General features: G+C 48.9%; 13 protein-coding genes and 1 CRISPR repeat array. Of the genes, 2 read left to right on the top strand and 11 right to left on the bottom strand.

Annotated elements, in window-relative coordinates:
- Nucleotides 1-159: 159 nt before the first annotated feature.
- Nucleotides 160-3,390: direct repeats of the CRISPR family, unit length 32 nt; unit sequence GTTTCGATCCACGCGCCCGCATGGGGCGCGAC.
- 170 nt (nt 3,391-3,560) lie between these two features.
- The 8 genes from cas2 to NUV48_14255 form a co-directional block, all read right to left on the bottom strand.
- Nucleotides 3,561-3,851 (bottom strand): CRISPR-associated endonuclease Cas2, encoded by a 291-nt coding sequence (cas2, locus tag NUV48_14220; protein ID MCR4443286.1) that lies wholly within the window; start codon nt 3,849-3,851, stop codon nt 3,561-3,563.
- A gap of 13 nt (nt 3,852-3,864) precedes the next feature.
- Nucleotides 3,865-4,896 carry a type I-C CRISPR-associated endonuclease Cas1c gene (gene cas1c / locus NUV48_14225; GenBank protein MCR4443287.1) on the bottom strand — a complete coding sequence of 344 codons (1,032 nt, stop codon included), beginning with the start codon at nt 4,894-4,896 and terminating at the stop codon, nt 3,865-3,867.
- Nucleotides 4,893-5,588 (bottom strand): CRISPR-associated protein Cas4, encoded by a 696-nt coding sequence (gene cas4 / locus NUV48_14230; GenBank protein MCR4443288.1) that lies wholly within the window; start codon nt 5,586-5,588, stop codon nt 4,893-4,895. The genes cas1c and cas4 overlap by 4 nt, the downstream gene beginning before the upstream one ends.
- Nucleotides 5,589-5,593: 5 nt before the next feature.
- On the bottom strand, nt 5,594-6,694 hold the full coding sequence (gene cas7c, locus NUV48_14235) for a type I-C CRISPR-associated protein Cas7/Csd2 (protein ID MCR4443289.1): 1,101 nt from the start codon (nt 6,692-6,694) through the stop codon (nt 5,594-5,596).
- Nucleotides 6,678-8,555 carry a type I-C CRISPR-associated protein Cas8c/Csd1 gene (cas8c, locus tag NUV48_14240; protein ID MCR4443290.1) on the bottom strand — a complete coding sequence of 626 codons (1,878 nt, stop codon included), beginning with the start codon at nt 8,553-8,555 and terminating at the stop codon, nt 6,678-6,680. The genes cas7c and cas8c overlap by 17 nt, the downstream gene beginning before the upstream one ends.
- Nucleotides 8,536-9,261: a type I-C CRISPR-associated protein Cas5c gene (cas5c, locus tag NUV48_14245; protein ID MCR4443291.1), complete on the bottom strand. Its 726-nt coding sequence runs from the start codon at nt 9,259-9,261 to the stop codon at nt 8,536-8,538. Before cas5c ends, cas8c begins: the two co-directional genes overlap by 20 nt.
- Nucleotides 9,262-9,275: 14 nt before the next feature.
- On the bottom strand, nt 9,276-11,504 hold the full coding sequence (gene cas3 / locus NUV48_14250; GenBank protein MCR4443292.1) for a CRISPR-associated helicase Cas3': 2,229 nt from the start codon (nt 11,502-11,504) through the stop codon (nt 9,276-9,278).
- 107 nt (nt 11,505-11,611) lie between these two features.
- A complete protein-coding gene (locus NUV48_14255) occupies nt 11,612-12,910 on the bottom strand; it encodes a phenylacetate--CoA ligase (GenBank protein ID MCR4443293.1) in 1,299 nt (432 codons plus the stop codon).
- A 510-nt stretch (nt 12,911-13,420) separates the two neighbouring features.
- Here NUV48_14255 and NUV48_14260 point away from each other — a divergent pair.
- The gene (locus NUV48_14260) at nt 13,421-13,924 is read left to right on the top strand and encodes a hypothetical protein (protein MCR4443294.1); all 504 of its coding nucleotides are present in this window, start codon (nt 13,421-13,423) and stop codon (nt 13,922-13,924) included.
- A gap of 134 nt (nt 13,925-14,058) precedes the next feature.
- Nucleotides 14,059-15,738: a diguanylate cyclase gene (locus NUV48_14265; protein MCR4443295.1), complete on the top strand. Its 1,680-nt coding sequence runs from the start codon at nt 14,059-14,061 to the stop codon at nt 15,736-15,738.
- 56 nt (nt 15,739-15,794) lie between these two features.
- Here NUV48_14265 and NUV48_14270 read toward each other — a convergent pair whose 3' ends face one another.
- Genes NUV48_14270 through NUV48_14280 form a run of 3 tightly spaced genes read right to left on the bottom strand, consistent with a single transcriptional unit; the run spans nt 15,795 to nt 18,739 of the window.
- Nucleotides 15,795-17,111 (bottom strand): TRAP transporter large permease, encoded by a 1,317-nt coding sequence (locus NUV48_14270; protein ID MCR4443296.1) that lies wholly within the window; start codon nt 17,109-17,111, stop codon nt 15,795-15,797.
- On the bottom strand, nt 17,108-17,656 hold the full coding sequence (locus NUV48_14275; protein MCR4443297.1) for a TRAP transporter small permease: 549 nt from the start codon (nt 17,654-17,656) through the stop codon (nt 17,108-17,110). Before NUV48_14275 ends, NUV48_14270 begins: the two co-directional genes overlap by 4 nt.
- Nucleotides 17,657-17,698: 42 nt before the next feature.
- Nucleotides 17,699-18,739: a TRAP transporter substrate-binding protein gene (locus NUV48_14280; GenBank protein ID MCR4443298.1), complete on the bottom strand. Its 1,041-nt coding sequence runs from the start codon at nt 18,737-18,739 to the stop codon at nt 17,699-17,701.
- Nucleotides 18,740-18,822 lie beyond the last annotated feature (83 nt).

Below are 18,822 nucleotides of genomic sequence, written 5' to 3' on the forward strand. Positions count from 1 at the left end.
ATATTTTTTGATTATGCTTTGGTGTTATTTTCCATCAACTGCATAACTCCTGTTTTATTTTATATTATTTTTTTACTTATGCCATTATTTCATAATGAGGTTATAATTTATTATTGTCTGTATATTTATAATGCACAATGGCTATCTTGTTAGTACTATGTTTCAATCCACGCGCCCGCATGAGGCGCGACTGTCAGATGCTCCCTCTATCATCCTATCACGCCGCGCCGTTTCGATCCACGCGCCCGCATGGGGCGCGACAAAACAGTATGCTTACGACGATCATATTGACATCACGTTTCGATCCACGCGCCCGCATGGGGCGCGACGTTGATGTTGACGATGCCGTAAAAGTGAAAGTTGTTTCGATCCACGCGCCCGCATGGGGCGCGACTTTGCAAATTCAGAACTTGTCCCGTACCCGTCGCTAGTTTCGATCCACGCGCCCGCATGGGGCGCGACTATAAGAACAGGAAGGAGTGAAATAAATGAGCGCTGTTTCGATCCACGCGCCCGCATGGGGCGCGACAGGCTGGTGAGGGGCTACAGTTGGGACAGGGGACGTTTCGATCCACGCGCCCGCATGGGGCGCGACATCCGCTCTGAATATTCCTTGACGGTTTGCAAAAGTTTCGATCCACGCGCCCGCATGGGGCGCGACGTCATGGCCTTTTGGTAATCGGCCGCCGCCTTTTCTGTTTCGATCCACGCGCCCGCATGGGGCGCGACAGGAGTGATGCGGAAGGTTGCTGTGCCAGATATAGTTTCGATCCACGCGCCCGCATGGGGCGCGACTCCTACGGGATACTTTGTGTGCCACGTTGTCGTTGTTTCGATCCACGCGCCCGCATGGGGCGCGACTGACGCTCCTCAGGATCAATGACGGTCAGAATATTGTTTCGATCCACGCGCCCGCATGGGGCGCGACTCTTCCAGGACTTCATCGTCTTCCAGCCCTATGATGTTTCGATCCACGCGCCCGCATGGGGCGCGACCCTTTTATTGTTTAGGGTTCAGGGCGGCCAAAAAATGTTTCGATCCACGCGCCCGCATGGGGCGCGACATGTAAACTGTGAGAATCCGATTAAACCTAGAGAAGTTTCGATCCACGCGCCCGCATGGGGCGCGACCAGTTGGCAGGGGTGAAATGATGAAGATACCTGAGTTTCGATCCACGCGCCCGCATGGGGCGCGACACTTGCAACTCGTCCATTTACCGTTTCTGCCTGTAAGTTTCGATCCACGCGCCCGCATGGGGCGCGACCTACCGTGCACCTATTGCGCTGGGAGGGACATAGTTTCGATCCACGCGCCCGCATGGGGCGCGACACTGGGCCGGGCTCATGGATACATGGTGGAGTGGTTTCGATCCACGCGCCCGCATGGGGCGCGACTCGCTTTTGCTGCGGCAAGGAGTTGCTCCAGATCGGGTTTCGATCCACGCGCCCGCATGGGGCGCGACTACCCGTTCCGACCGTGAGTGCCGCGCGGGTAGCCGTTTCGATCCACGCGCCCGCATGGGGCGCGACTCAAGACACGCCAACAAATGCGTGTGCATAAATGGTTTCGATCCACGCGCCCGCATGGGGCGCGACGGTTGTTGCGGCTATTGCGAAAGCTGGAAGGGGGTTTCGATCCACGCGCCCGCATGGGGCGCGACCTCATAGGTGTAGTAACTACACAAAACCAGCATAAGTTTCGATCCACGCGCCCGCATGGGGCGCGACCCCACTGGGCGTTTTCGTCGTCCAGCCTGAGGCTGGTTTCGATCCACGCGCCCGCATGGGGCGCGACCATATATTTTGCATTGCTCCCCTGACGAAGAAGGGTTTCGATCCACGCGCCCGCATGGGGCGCGACAAGGATAGTCTCGATCTCCGCCGCGCTATCGTTGGTTTCGATCCACGCGCCCGCATGGGGCGCGACGGCGGTGAGCCCAATACCTTTAAGATTACCGCAAGTTTCGATCCACGCGCCCGCATGGGGCGCGACTATTTCTACGTGCGGCGCCCAGACAGGCACGTCGAGTTTCGATCCACGCGCCCGCATGGGGCGCGACCAAATTCCTGCGCTCTTTCCACTCTAGGCCAGCGGTTTCGATCCACGCGCCCGCATGGGGCGCGACTGACACACGAAATTGGGAGATGGAGGGATTACCATGTTTCGATCCACGCGCCCGCATGGGGCGCGACGGCGAATCCAAAAGAAGGGCATAGCGAGGTCCTGTTTCGATCCACGCGCCCGCATGGGGCGCGACCAATTGATTGCGGCGCTGGTATCGGATTTTCCATGTTTCGATCCACGCGCCCGCATGGGGCGCGACCCCAGATAAAGCTGCCTTCCGATTTGTCCAGATCAGTTTCGATCCACGCGCCCGCATGGGGCGCGACCGTTCGTCCGTATATTGAACATATGGGAGAGCGTGTTTCGATCCACGCGCCCGCATGGGGCGCGACTAAATTGACAGTGGAATATCGTCATGGAAAAAAAGTTTCGATCCACGCGCCCGCATGGGGCGCGACGACGAATCAGTTGTCAAGGTCTACAACCTTTAGTGTTTCGATCCACGCGCCCGCATGGGGCGCGACATCGTGAGCGAATTAAGTCTCCTGGTACAGTAGAAGTTTCGATCCACGCGCCCGCATGGGGCGCGACATCCCTTTAGGAAAAAACGAAAGGCAGAAAAAAAGTTTCGATCCACGCGCCCGCATGGGGCGCGACAGGTCTGGGCTTCAAAATGGCATTATGATGATTTGGTTTCGATCCACGCGCCCGCATGGGGCGCGACTATACTTAACTTGATTTATACTACACATAAGCAGAGTTTCGATCCACGCGCCCGCATGGGGCGCGACGAGCCAGGCGGGAGGTTAGAAGGTTAATAAACGCGTTTCGATCCACGCGCCCGCATGGGGCGCGACATCCCTCCATCTCCCAATTTCGTGTGTCAGCGCGGGTTTCGATCCACGCGCCCGCATGGGGCGCGACAATAAAGGCGAAAAAGATAGCCCTTCGTATCCGTGTTTCGATCCACGCGCCCGCATGGGGCGCGACCCGGAGGCAGAAATACAAAGGCGGCAGAAGATACTGGTTTCGATCCACGCGCCCGCATGGGGCGCGACCTGAAAACACATTTCCACGAACACCAATAGGAGTAGTGGTTTCGATCCACGCGCCCGCATGGGGCGCGACGCTAACAACTCAATTCTTGCCTTATCGACATCAGGTTTCGATCCACGCGCCCGCATGGGGCGCGACACCTAAAAAATATGAGATAAAACTGACCACTACTCGTTTCGATCCACGCGCCCGCATGGGGCGCGACCGGATGCTCAATAGCAATGAAACGAATATTTCCGTTTCGATCCACGCGCCCGCATGGGGCGCGACTGTATTGCCTTTTAAGCTAGGCATATCAATATTTTATTAACAGTTTCTCGCGAAACCATGTTTCTTTTCTAAAAAATTTCACTGTAGTTAATATAATCTTTCCTGTAATTAATACTGCTGTTGCATCGCGACTCAGTAATGAAAGACATGTATACTTTTGGTTCGCGAACCTAAACATTTAAAAAACCTTCAGGATCGTACGAAATCTTAGCTCCTATGTGTTCAACTCTTCTTTTCCAGTTTGCTCCTAAAAAATAGAACCTTAAACTATCTAATTCTTTATCAATTATGTTTTCTAGCTGGTTTTTTAATACAACAAATTGTGCCGGTTCAACAAGGCATTCAAAAACTGAATTCTGTACCCGCTGACCATAATTTTCACATTGTTTAGCCACATTCCTTAATCTTTTACGACCAGCAGCCGTTACAGTATTAACATCATAAGTAATAAGCACCATCATATAAATTCCTCCCTTATCTCCATCTGAAAGGAGGATACCCGTCTAAATCTCCTCTAAAATATCTTGCCAACAACATAGCTTGTACATGGGGAACGAGACCTAATGAAATTTTTTCATCCAAAAATGCATGGGTGATTTCATCCCGTTTCCTTATCTGGTATGCATTAAGTACTTCCTTTCTTGTGGCATCATCCATAACAACGGCCCCAGTTTCTCTTTTTATAAAACCCTTGCCTTTAACCTGACGGCGGTTTACAAGTGTCAATGCAAGTCTATCGGCAAGTATAGGTCTAAGTTCTTCCATCAGATCGAGTGCTAAACCTGGACGACCTGGTCTATCCCGGTGTAGAAATCCCACTGCAGGATCTAACCCAACTCCTTCCAAAGCAGAGGCAACATCATGAGTTAAAAGCGTATAAAGAAAAGAGAGGAGCGCATTCATATTGTCAAGAGGGGGTCTCCTGGTTCGTTCTTTAAAGTAAAACTCATCTTTTTGCCCGGTGATCAAATAATCAAATGCTTCAAAATATATTCTAGCGGCTTCTCCCTCTTTACCTCGCACCCAATCAATGGAATATATATGCTTCATATCTTCCATTATACGAGCTAGCTTTTTTATTGCTCCTTCAATCACTTCAACGCCGGCACATCCTGGATAATCCCTAAGAGCGCGCATCAATACAATCCGGGAATTGGCAATTTTCCCAACAACTATCGATCGAGCCAACTCACCTGTCGTTTGCTGGTCATCGGCCTTCCGATATTGTGCCCTGCGAAGGAGAACATTTCCTGAAACCGGTCCTTCTACACGTGCCATAAAACGTCCGTTTTCTGTAAAAAATGCTAAAGATACGTTTCGTTCACCGCATAACCCCATTATAAACGGACTGCAAGAAACTTGCCCAAAACATACAATACTGCCCAAGTTGTGAATCGGTATTCTGAGTTTTGTCTCATTTTCTACTTTTACATGTACTGTATCACCTTCTTTCGATAAATAAGCACCCTGTGAAGTAACATATAATGTATTTAATAATCGTTTCATAACACAACGTCCTCTCCGCCGCTCACTTCTTTGATGATTTGCAGTATATAAGCCTTAGCGCTTTTCCCGGAGCCAGCCGTTTTAGGGAGACATAGCTTTAACAGCGAACAGCTTAAACATTTTTTTTCAAACTGTGCTTCCGGTGTTTTTTGTTCAATCGTCATTCGGTGTAAATCAACTGCAGCTTCTTCGGTTCTTTCGCGTAAGCGTTTGGTAAAATCAATTGCGCTGCGGCGTCTGGGCTTGCCGTAAAACAAGGCACCGCGAGGGATTGATACAGCCAACATTTCTTCTAAACACATCGCCTGAGCACATAGCTGTATCTCATCACAAATGTCAGTTTTAGGTTTACCGTGCTTGTACTCTACTGGCATTGGTCTCCATAAACCTTCTTGACCCTTAATAGAGACCCCTTCCAGGGTTTCTTTATTACTTATCCTAATAAATTCAACTACATCCGCTTTACCAACCAAGCCATATTTATATGACCTGATATGTAATCCCCTTACAGTAATGACATCGCCTCGGACCTCCCGCTCTATCTCATCTGTTTTTTCGTGCATCTGCTTTCCTTCAATTGTAAGGACATTTTCCTCCCAAACCTGTTCCAAATGAATCAGAGCCCACTGCCGTTTGCAAAAAACAAGGTGCTGCAGCGCGGAAACTGGGAGCAATTCGTCTTCAGTATACATACTATTTATATTACTTCCTTTAAAGCAATTTTTTCAGGCCAGTTATCCTTGTTCATGATAACTTCGTAATCTTGAAAAGAACGCGGAGGCGAATTTTTATCTACTTGTTTTATAATAAGCCTCTCAAAAAGCTTATGTGCTGGTGCGGCTCCAAGCCCCTTCTCATCGTTGTGAGTAAAGATGTAAAGACCGCGACAAACCATTTCGCCGCGAGACGCGGAACGATCATATTCAAACATATTTCGCAGCGCATCCCAGAGAATTTTAAGATCTTCTTCGGATACAGGATTTCCATCACCGCAAAGTTTTTCAGCCAATTTGGGGTTATAAAACCCGTGCGCCCTATACAGACCATAAGGAATTATTGCCTTTCTTCCCATTTCTGTCTGTTTTTTCTTTTTATCCGCTTCGCGCGTTATAGCAATCCTGGTAATGCTCACATCCATTGGCAGAATAGGAGAAATGGATTTGGCAAAAGTAAGCTGAACAGGGCCCCTAACCTGGCCGGCATTGGTTCCAGCAGTCAAGACAGCTCCAAACATACGTATATCGTAATACTGTTTGACAAGCACTTCCTTAATTGCGTCTCTGTCTTTTTGCGTAAGTTTTTTCTTTATATTTTTCTGGGCTGCCACAAGGTCTTTCGAAAGCTGAACAATCTTACTATTCAATTTTTCAGGAATCTCTATGTTTTCTTTCAAGTTTTCAATTATCTCGCTATAATTTTTAAACTCATGTGTGTACTTAACTTTTCTGGTTTCCAAATCCACATCAAACACGTCAGCAGCTTTATACGCCAACCAATCAAGCAGTTCGTCGTCGCTAACCGCAACTTCCGGGAAATCAAATCCTTCGTCTTTCATAGCCTTATAATATAGAGTGTTTAATGCTGACTTGCTTTGAATATATATTTCTTTTTCATAAGCCATTGCCGCGTAATCACGTATTTTTCTTTTCAAGGCAACATCAGTCACAAAACCGTAATTTGTTTCAGGATCTATACGGGGCATATTGCCCGCATCGGGGTCGCCATTTGGATTTCCGTTGGTCACATCAAAAAGCAGGATAAAATCATGCCTCTTATTAGGATCAAGATAAAGTTCCATTATTATCAACCTCCATACGTTTTAATTCATTTTTCCTTTTGCCGGCATTAATTGCAGCGCGCTGGTGATAAAACCCCAAGGCAAACTCTCCCTGTTGACTCAAAAGCAACGTCTTGGGAAATCCTCCCGCTTCATCAATCCTGGTCATTATTTCTTCCAGCAACCCTTCAAGCTCAACATAGCCATAGTTGTTTTTGCGTATCTTGGGCATATGGCCTTTTGTAGCCGTGCTTAACAGCATCGGGAAAACCGTTTGTGGCGAAGTTGATGCCGAACCGTAATAACGCTCCACAACTGTGGATGACAGTTTTGACGAAGCCGCCCTTCGCTGTATCTCTTCCAGCGCAGCTAACAGCCTTCCTGATTGGTAGGAAGCGTCTGCCCTTGTTTTGTCTAACCGATCCATCTTGTTTACCTCCTCCTTCCCATAAAAGAGAGCTAATTTAATTATTGTGCAAAGTCGTTGCCAAATGTCTCTCGGATCCAAACCCATTTTCCTTTTCTTGTTTCGTTTGTCAGTATCGGTCAGACTCCCATCCCTGGCCCCTGAAATCCGCAACCTGCGAACAGCTGACTGGAGCAGGGAAACGGGAGGTCTTTCGCCGAGAAAAGCAGTCCTGAGCAGCCCTTTTACCACGTTTGGTTCAGTATCGTCCAATATCTCCAGCAATTCTTTAATACCATACGGACGCCTGTCCATACCGAAAGCATCTACAAGCTGGATGGCTTTAAAATATTTCATTAAATTCTGTTTAACCCGGCCGGCAGACACGTGCAGCCAGTCCCGCAGTGCAAGCCGGCCTTCCCCATTAGGAGAAAATACCGCCAAATATACTGCGTTTTCTTCCAGATTCAAGGACGCCCTTTCTCCTGACCATGGGCTTTTGAGGAAATCCTCAACCAATTGTTCTGTCGTTTCGACCCGGATTTTCTCTGAAAAATCAAGTGTGCTTAAAAATATATCTGACAAACTGAATTCTGTCTTGCCTGTAGTTACAGTGGCATCTTCCTTTAACCAAAATGTGGCGACTTGGTTTCTCGAGCTATCATAGTTCACCTGGCCTGAAGCTTTTTTATCTAGAAAAAGAGGTATTGAATTGTTTTTTAGTAAAAACTCGAGCGTTTGAGACGCTTTTTCTGCACATGAAAAGCAAATACCCAAAGACGCCCCTTTAGCGGAAACCCGATACGAAACAAAAGCCTCTTTATTGTAACTGGCTATCTGCCGTCTACTCCCCAGCAAATTTACATTGGTCGTTATGTTCGTCAGTGCCTTCGCTTTGGCGCCGCATATACTGCAATAACCCCAAGCCGAGGTACAACCCATTTCTTCAGCTTTTTGTTTCCAAAACGCCTTTGTTTCACATAGTTCATGCAGGTGTTGACCTTTTAAAGACTCTTTTTCATATACAAATGTAATCCAATCCTTGCCGTATATTTTTCGCCCCGCAAATGCTTTTTTTAGTGTTTCATCCGTCAGCCTGCTGCGCAGGAAATCAATTGCTTCCACCAGCAGGGGAGTGGAAAAGTGTGACGATTCAAGCATTTCATCAAGCATTTTCATATATTCCTGATGCTTTTTTTGAGCATTTTTGTCCTGCCCCCCGCCTTTTTGCGTTTCAATTCCCAACACATAGGCGCTTTCGTCAGCAAAAGGATATGCTATAATTCCACTTGTACGTTTTGATGTTAATGCTCTGGCTCTGTTTTCACCGTCATATTCCTTTACATATATGCGGTTTTCGTCAGGGTACAGGTGCACCTCCCACTTAATGCGTTCGGAATACACTGTGTATCCAACCGGGTAAAGTTTTCCTTCCTGTTCCAATTTTTCAGCTTTTTCAACCAATTCCTTTAACATCGATGCCCTCCAATCCGTACAGTTCTTCATATTTACTCTGCGGAACCGTCATGACGCCTTTATCCAGCGTGGCCGTAAAATAGAGCGCTTGTTTATAGCCCGCCCTTTTATGAGCTTTATTATCGCTGTGCTGCAGAAATTCCATCTCCCGGCAGGACTCGCTCGGGCAAAAGGCTAGGTCAAAAAGCATATTGCCTATAGTTAAGCAGTCCGGAATTGGTTTTTCGTTTCCCGAGGCTTTTTCAAATGAAGCCGTACACTCCCTGGTACCCAAATAAGGCTGGTGAAAACACCTGCCATTTTCTATCCTTCGGTTAAACTGTTCCAGGTACTTCTTTTTACAATCCTTTGTACTGCTTTTAAGCCGAATGTCTGCCAGGACCAGATAGGCAACGTCTTTAAGAAACAAGGTGGTCCGCTGTTGCCGCTTGTCTTCAATAAAAAATGTTTTAGAACGAGCGCTCTGCCGGCTGTCAATCTCGTTGCGCAGTAATGAAAATTCTTTAATAGGTTTCAGCACCCAGATCTGACGCACTTCCCAACGTATTTCCGGTTTCCAAAATATCGCTTCCAGGACGCCGCGCGCCGCGCTAGGCGTCATCACCGGATATGTTACCCGTTCGACTTTAAATTCCGGCCTGGTAAAACAGGCTAATTCGCCTTCCAGTTTAACAGCAACATCGCACTTGAAAATTTCATTCTCCAATATGCCTCCCTCCTCTATACTATTAGATCGCTTGGGTCACGCTGAAATCCGCCAATACCTTTTAGGTTATCGTACCCCCCCTCCCAAATATATAGTCCCTTAATAAGTTCGGACATCAGACCATCCTTTATATAGCCTTTTCCTTCCCAGGCAAATACATTTACTATAAATTGTTGAAGTTTTCTCCAGTTGTTCTGGTTTGGACACTTTAACCAAGCCTCCAATGCTTCTTCATACCGGCCATACCTGACCACAACGGGAACCGTCTCCTCCTCTATGAGCCGATAGGCTTTATCTGTTTCGGGGAAGTTCATTTTTTCCCTCTTTTTCTGAATTCTTTTTATATCCATATCGTTGCCCAATGTTTTATAAAGCCTGGAAAAATAAATCTCGTAAATATGCGGCTCTCCTAACACATCTAATGTTTTATATTCTTCAAGAAGCATCCGGGCTTCCTCAATCCCTGCTTTATAAGGTCCCCGGGGATGTCTGCCCTCCTGAAGTTCAAAAAGTACTATCCTTCCCAGCTTGGGCATCCGCCCTTCTCTATTGCACCGCCCGGCTGCCTGTACAATACGATCCAGAGGTCCTATAACTCTATACACGGTTGGAAAATCAAGGTCAACCCCCGCTTCCACTACTTGTGTGCTGATTAGACGCACTTGACGTACTCTCTGCTTGTCCTTCAAACACCTGCGGACTTCTTCCAAAACCTGCCTGCGGTGTGCTCCACACAGCAGTGTCGAAAGATGATAAACGTTTTTCCCTTTGAGTGCATCAACAAGTTCAAGTGCATCTTTGCGGCTGTTCAAAACTACCAGCACTTGGTCATGTTTATGTATTTCCTGGCTCAATTCTTCAATTGTTAATAACCCGGGTAGACGCTGATAGCTTACTCTTTTCAGCTCATTAAAATGTTTTTTGAAATCCGGTACTATTTCTTTTATTTCAATTCCTTGTAATTCTGGCAAGTATTCGCTCTGTAAGGCGGGTTGTGTCGCAGTCGACAGAACTACCGTCGTTTCGTAGTTTTCTACTAAATCGCGCAAAACCTGCAGTGTCGGTTTCAATAAATGAACAGGTAGGCTTTGCGCTTCATCAAGCACAATCACACTTTTGGCCAGGTTATGAATTTTTCTGCACCGGGAAGGACCATTGGCAAAAAGGCTTTCAAACAACTGCACCGTTGTAGTAACAATTAACGGAAAATCCCAGTTTTCTTCCGCCAGTCGGAGATGAATAGTACTCTCATCTTCATCGTCGGATATGATAACCTGGCTGTGGTGTTCCAGTACTGCTCGCTCACCAAGAATATCTCGAAAAATACTTGCGGTCTGATCGATAATGCTCGTATATGGAATGCCAAAAACAATTCTACGCTGGTTATTTGACAGGGCATGTTTTAATGCAAAAGCAAGTGCGCTCCGCGTTTTACCTCCTCCCGTAGGAACAGTCAGACGATAAAACCCGGGAGACCCACCCGCGCTTGCCAAGCAGTTTTCATAGACCTCTCTACGTACCAAATTCACTAATGACGGCTCACTTTGCGAAATTAATTGCATCTGATTGTCTTGTAATGTTTCGTACATCTCTATCAGCGTTGGTTTTGTTTCTTGCCAAAATGAATTGTCCCCCTGAAAATGCTTTTCGGTATCTATCCGGTCAGCATCGATCAACGCCGAAAAAAGCATGCGCACGAGAAGTTCACGCTGTAAATCCGTTAAACCCGAAGGAATGCTGATGTGGGGATATATTTCCACGGTTTCTTTGAATGTCTTGAACATAGCTTCAAGTATTCCTTGTTCACAGTAATTTTCACAAATGTTGGCCTGCAGTCCTCCGTGTTCACCTAAGCCCGAATGATGCCCTGCAACCGGTAAGGCAAGCATGTGTCTACCTTGAAAATTTTCAAATACGCGATAAACAAAAGAGGCGCTCCATGGCGAATGAGGCACTTTTGGATGCTTCATCCCTTCTGTTTGCGCCTTTAAATATTCTTGAAACCCGGGGTGTACTTTTCCTAAGTCGTGAATTATTCCGATTAACCAGGCAAGCTCACTTACTTTCCCATTATAAAAATCTTCCGAAAAACGGCGCATAATTTCGCCAACTCCAAAGAGATGCTGAGAAAGCAGGTGCCATTTACCTTGTTGATTTTTAGAATGAGCATATAATTGATCTGCTGACATAATATTACATATATTCCCCTTGGTTTCCAACAGTATAATATTAACTTTCGACATAAATACATACTATCCTGCAGTATAGCAATAAAAATTCCCAAATTAACCAACATCACCAAATAAAAATCAAAAACCCAGAGCGTTCTTGATCTCTGGGTTTCATCTTTTCACTTCGGCCTCAGGTCGATCACTCTTTTCGATTTGCCTGTTGTCCGCTCAATCGAGTTGGGCGCCACCAGGGTAACCTTGGCGTCCAACCCAATCACCTTCTGCAGCCCTTTTTGGATCTTTTCCTCAATCTTTACTATCTCCCGGTAATTGTCGCTGAACCATTCCGGCCGGATTTCCACCTGGATTTCCAGGGAATCAAGGTAGTTTTTCCTGGTGACAATCATCTGGTAGTGAGGGGTTATGCCCTCTATGTTCAACAGGACGGCTTCCACCTGGGAGGGAAAAACATTCACTCCCTTGATGATCAGCATATCGTCCGTGCGGCCCTTGGTCTTCCTCATCCGGACCGTTGTCCGGCCGCAGCGGCACGGTTCCGGGTTCAGGACGGAGATGTCCCTGGTCCGGTAGCGGACCACGGGAAAAGCCTCCTTGGTGAGGGTGGTAAACACCAGTTCGCCTTCTTCGCCGTAATCGAGGGGTTCCCCCGTGTCCGGGTCAATAACCTCCACCAGGAAATGGTCTTCATTGATGTGAAGTCCCGGCTCGACGGTGCACTCTCCGGAGACGCCCGGACCAATCACCTCGGTTAACCCGTAGTTGTCCGTGGCTTTCAGCGGCCAGAGCTCCTCGATCTCACGCCGCATGTTTTCCGTGCAGGACTCGCCGCCAAAAAGGCCGACGCGCACCGGCAGCGTTTTTGGATCAATGCCCATGCTCTTGGCCACCTCAGCCATATACAGGGCATAGCTGGGAGTGGAAACCAGCGCGGTGGTCCCGAAATCCTGCATGAGCATGATCTGTTTTTCCGTGTTGCCGGAAGAGGCGGGCACAACCATGGCCCCGACTTTCTCCATGCCGTAATGGAGGCCGAAGCCCCCGGTAAAAAACCCATAGCCGAAACAGATCTGGGCGACATCCTCGTCCGTAACCCCAGCCATGGTGATTATCCTGGCCACCAGGTTGGTCCAGGTTTCCAGGTCGTTCCTGGTATACCCCACGACGATAGGTTTGCCCGTTGTTCCCGAAGAGGCGTGGATGCGGACGACTTCCCTGCGGGGAGAAGCAAAGAGTCCAAAAGGATAGTTGTCGCGCAGGACTTCCTTGGTGGTAAAAGGAAGCCTGCCTACGTCATCCAGTGTTTTTATATCCTCGGGCCTTATCCCGGCTTCGTCAAAGGACTTCCTGTAAAACGGGACATTTTCATACACCCTGTTTAAGGTCCACTTCAACCTTTCCAGTTGTATCTCCCGCAGCGTTTTCCGGTCAAGGCATTCTCCCTGCTTGTCCCAAATCATTTTGTTCACTCCGCATACCGTATTTATTGTTTCTTGTTTCACTTTCCGTTTTCCGTATTCCGTATTTTATTTATTGATGGCAAAAATTAAACGGCACCCGCAAAAGGGCGCTCATGTTTCCGCCGGCCGGTCTTGCCCCCTTGTCAGGCCAACCCTGACAAGCCATCCTTTGCCGGTGAACAACGCCCGCCTGCCTTGCAGCAGCTGCCAAGTGCCAACCATTCACAGGTCCATGTTATTCTGCCGTCCTTCCATTCTCCGTTTGTCCTTCTGCTCTATTTTATTAGTAAAAAAAATCGCCTGTCAAGAAAAACTTGCCCCTCCCAGAGCCCAGCCTCCCGCCTTCCCCGTTCTTGCCGGGCCTTTTTCCCTTTTTGACAACAGTTAATCCGTTTGTCCTCAATTTATTCGACAAATTTGTATAAAAATCATTTTATTCTCTTATTTTTTTCGTCAAATGTTGTAAAATAGAGGTATAAACGCATGTGCCGGTAGGAGTTGGCGCAAGTCATGAAAAAAAAGAGAACGGTATTTTTAAGTTCGCTCCTGGCCCTTGGCTTCAGCTGGGGCGCTTCCTCCTGTTTTAACCGGTCCGACAGGGAATCGGTACTCCTCTTGGAAAGCTGCCTGCTTTTCATTTGCCTGGTTATCCTGTTCCCGGTCGCCCTGCGCAGCCTGAAAACCGACCGCCCTTACCGGGGAGGTTTATTCTTGCTCCTGATGATGCTGCCCCTGGTCGTCGCCATTTCTCATCCTTCACTTTCCCTCGTTGATTTCACTTTATTGATCCCTTCCCGCTCCCAGGTTGCGTTAATCACTGGGATGCCGTGGCTGGCCAATGCCGCCGCAAACGGGCTATTCTTTTTCTTGGCCGGGCACTTTTTCGTCAGGGCTACTAAAGGCCAGGTCGTCTCCTGGAAGGGTGTGGCCATCTCGACCTTTATTCTTGCCGGGTTCTACACGATTTCCCTTTACTGCTTGTACGCGCGGCCGGCGGGGTTCCTCCTGCTCTAAAACAACTGCTACAACTGCTGCGCCCCGAATTGATGAAAACCTTTTTTAATGTAATGAATTGCGTAATATAAGGATATTCATTAAAATTTCTAAATTTACTATCCCCGGAACAAATACTTGAGGGAGCAGCGCCTATGGATGCGTACTTGTTTGTAATCCTCTTTTTCAACTGTTTTATCCTTTACCTTGTTTATATTTACGTTTATGTGGTCTACCGCGAACGCTTCCTTGCTTGCTGGTGCTTATGTGGTTCGGCGTTGATTATTAAACTGGGTTGGGATTTTGTCCTGCTTTTTTTCAAGGTCGACTACCTGGCCTTGTCTCCCTTCGTAAAACTTGCGGAACAAGCAGTCGTGTTTTGTGCCGGTCTATGCACGCTTAAGGCCACCAGCCTCTTTCTCGGAAAACCGCTCGCCAAACTGGTCCTCTACCTGGACTTGTTCTGTTTTGCCGGTATCGTCGCCGTGGTTTTCTCCAGCCGCTCCCTTTTTCTCATAAACCTGCCGGCGCACGTCTTTTTAAGCGCGAGCATGGCCTGGACGGGGATAGCGTTTATCAGCGACAAAACGGCAACGGGAACAGGCGCCGTCATGACAGGCCTTTTTTTCATCATCTGGGCGGCTCTTTTCCTTCTCTATTTGTTTTTCAAGGAAGCGACCCGGTTTTTACCCTGGATTTATTTTTTTCTTTCCGCCTGCGGAACCATGGTCGTAATCAGCATGCTACTCCAGTTCTTTATTAAGACCAGGAAAGAATTGATGGAAAGCCAAAGACACCTTGAATACCTGAGCCAGCATGATGTCCTTACCGGCCTGGGCAACAGGTTTTTTTTCGAAAAGCATTTGCATGAATATTCAAAGGAAAAGCCCGTTTCAGCGGGTATTGTCGTTTGCGATATTGACGGGTTGAAGCTGATCAACGACACCCTGGGGCACAGCTGCGGCGATTCTTTATTAAAAGAAGCCGGTATTATCATCAGGAAGTCCTTCAGCGCCGATGATATCATGGCCCGCATCGGCGGAGACGAGTACGCGATCATTCTCAAAAACTGCAGCAGGGAGGAAATTATAAAGTCCTGTTTACGCCTTCAAAAACACCTGCGCGAATACAACAAGAAAGGACCCGGTTTGCCCTTGTACATGTCGGTCGGTTTCGCCTACAGCCGGGAAAAAGATTTGAACATGCTTGACCTCTTTAAGGACGCCGACAACATGATGTACACGAAAAAACTTAAGCGCAGCAGACCGGTCAGGATTGCCGTAATCAATGCCTTAATGAAAACGGTGATGGAGGCGGAAAATATAACGGAAGCACGGGTCCGTTCAGTACAGGAACTGGCGGAAAAAATCGCTACCCTTATCGGCATGCCGGAGACAAACGTAGACAGGTTAAAAATGCTGGCAATGTACCATGACATAGGCAAAGCGCCTCTCTTAAGACAGTCGCCCGCAAAACAAGCTTTGCCCGGCGAGCAGGAAGATGCCGGAATGAAAAAGCACTGCGAAACAGGCTGCCGGATTGCCTTTTATTCGCAGGACCTGACACCCATTGCCGACCTGATCCTCAAGCACCACGAATGCTGGGACGGCAGCGGCTACCCTTCCGGGCTGAAACACGAACAAATCCCGCTGGAGTGCCGCATCCTGGCAATCGCTGGCGACTATTATTCCTTGATCGACGGCGCTCCTGACAGGAAATCGCTTTCCCATGAAGACGCAAGAAAGGAATTAATAAAAGGCAACGGGAAAAAATACGACCCCCGGCTGCTGGAGACAGCCCTCAGGCTGCTGGAAAACCAAGAAAAGCAAACATGAACCCGGCCTTAAAACCCAGGTAAAAGTTACGGCCGGTTCAGGACCGGCCGGTAAATCTAATCTGCTCCCATCAGGGCGTTGGGAAGAAATGTGACAATACCCGGAAAGGCGAGTAATATGGTCAGGCAGACGATGACCGCCGCCAGGAAAGGCCATATTCCTTTGAAAATTGTCTCCAAGGGCACATCCGGAGCCACCCCTTTTATAACATAGACGTTCATTCCCACCGGCGGGGTAATGACTCCCATGGCCACAACCAGAACGACGATCACCCCGAACCAGATCGGGTCATAGCCCAAACCTTTCACCACTATGGGGAAGAAGATGGGTATGGTAAGCAGGATCATGGCCAGGGCGTCGATAAAACACCCGAGTACCAGGTATATGAACAAGATGACTCCCATTATGGCTGCCGGCGGAAGGTCGAGACTCCCCGTCCAGCTCGCCGCCGCAAAAGGTATCCGGCTGATAGCCATAAAGCGGCCAAAAATCATGGCCCCGGCAATGACCAGCATAATCATGGCCGTGGTGCGTGTCGTATCGACCAGCGATTTCTTTAAAAGTTCACGGTTCATGCTCTTTCCCAGCAAAGCGACCGCCAGCACCCCGGCGGCGCCCACCGCCCCGGCTTCCGTCGGCGTAAACCAGCCGGCAAAAAGACCGCCCATGGAAACGGCAAAAATTATAATTACCTCGCCCAGCCCTCCTCGCAGCGCCTGCAGCCGTTCTCCCCACCCTGCCCTGGGACCGGAAGGAGCCAGGGCAGGGTTGCGGTAAGCGAGGACCAGGATGGCAACAATATACAGCACCATCAGCATCAATCCGGGAACAATGCCGGCCAGAAAAAGCCTGCCCACGGACTGCTCAGTAGCCACACCGTAAACGATAAATATCACGCTCGGCGGGATTAGCACGCCCAGCACCCCGCCCGCAGCGATGCTGGCCGTGGCCAGCGACATGTCATAACCGTATTTTTTCATTTCCGGCAGGGCAATCGCTCCCATTGTCGCCGCCGTAGCCGTGTTTGATCCGCATATGGCCCCAAAAATCGCGCAGGCTGCCTGCGTGGCTACGGCCAAACCGCCGGGCAGGTGCCCCACAAGCCGGTAAGCCAGGATATAAAGCCGGGCCCCTATGCCCGAATAGTAAGCGAGAAACCCCATCCAGACAAACATGGCAATAACGCTCAAGTTGTAAGACGAAAAAACGCTGAATATTTCCTTGGCCACCATGTCAATTCCTACAGTTGCGGAGGTAAGAAAGCTGAATCCGGCGAATCCCGTAAAAGCCATGGCATAGGCAATGGGCATGCCCATAATGAAGAGAACAAACATGAACGCTATTCCGGCAACGCCTACGAGGATGGTGCTCATCTGGCCGCCTTCCTCACAGGTTCCATATAACCTGGACGGCTCAGTTTTTTGGTCATAAAGCCGGAATACATTGTCTCCCAGCACTCAACCAGCCTTACGAGCAGAACAAGACACAGCCCGGCCAGCCCGGCGCCGATAAGCAGGACTACCGGATAGACGGGCAACTGGGCGGTGGAGGAGACCACCCCGCTGGCCATCATGCTCAGCCCGTATACTCCAAGCCGCCAGGAGGCCAGAACCCAAAAGCAAAGGGAAATCAAATTGATTATAACCCCGGCGCCCGCCTGCAGCTTTACCGGAAACTTGCCGGCAATATAATCGAGAGCGATGTGGCCGTTTTGAAAAGCGCAGCGGGCCAAAGCCAGGCTGATCCCCAAAGCGGTAAGATAACCCACAAGCTCGTATGTTCCCAATATAGGCCGGTTAAAAGCCTGCCGCAAAACAATGTTGGCGATGACCAGGACCATCACCCCGGCAACGCAGGCGCCGGCTATCCTGTCCATTTCGCGGCTTAAGATGTCAACCACACCAGCAACCTTTCTCATATGAAAACACCGCCTCCTTCCGGTAAGCTCAATTGCGCCCTTTTACTTGTACTTGCCGGCTAATTCCTTGACCGTATCAAGTATCTTCTGCCCTTCCAACCCCTGTTTGTTCATATTGGCTACGAATTCATCCTGTATTGGCAAGACAAGTTTTATCCACCTTTCAGCCTCATCCGGGGCAAGCTCGATTAATTCCATTCCTTTTTCGGCTGCAAACTTCATAGCGTCTGCATTCTGCCTGTCCCATAACCCGCAGGCCACTTCGTCAAAGTATTTCGCACTCACTTCTTCAATGGCTTTTTTTGTGCCATCATCCAGGGAATCCCATTTGGCTTTGTTCATGGTGATAAAAAACAGGGTATTGTAGAGGAACGGCGTTTTGGTCAGGTATTTTGTAACCTCCGCCTGCCTCCAGCCTTTCAGGACCTCGACAGGACCAAGGTTCCCTTTGACGATGCTTTTAGACAAGGACTCGTACGCTTCCGATTGCGGCATGGCGACCGGCACGGCCCCCAGCGCTTTAAGCGTCTTGGCGCTCAGCCCGGTAGCCCTTATTTCCAGTCCGTTTAAATCGCCCAGGGTGCGCACGGGGACTTTGGTATACAGGTCTCCAGGACCTGTGCTAAACACCATCAGCAGCTTTGTGTCCTGGACCTCCTTGGGGTTGAGCTTCTTTATCCCTTCCCAGGCAACCTTGCTGGCGGCTTGCGAATTGTTGTACACAATCCCCGGCAGTTCGAAAACTTCCAGCACCGGGAAACGTCCCCGCGTATAGGCGAAACAGGACAGCCCGATATCCGCTATGCCGTTGACCACCCCGTCATAAATCTGGGCGGACGTTAACAGGCTTTCGCCGGGGTAGCTTGTTATGCGCACTTTACCGCCGGTCGCCTTTTCAATCGCCTGCGCCCATGGTTTGACCAGGTCCGTTTCAGCCGGGTGTGTGCTGGGGAAGAAATGCGCAAGCCTGAGTTCAACCACGGCCTGCTTGTCTGTTCCCGGTGACGAAGACTGCTGCGAACACCCGCTTAATGCCAAGAGCACTGCTGTCACCACAAGGGCAATCATTTTTTTCCCTTTCATTTTTTCCGCTCCTTTTTTATTTTATTGCAACCCGAGTTTGGCGACATATTTTACCAAACCCTTATAAATCACGGATACACGGC

It is taken from the genome of Peptococcaceae bacterium (assembly GCA_024655825.1).
Lineage (GTDB): Bacteria > Bacillota > Peptococcia > DRI-13 > PHAD01 > JANLFJ01.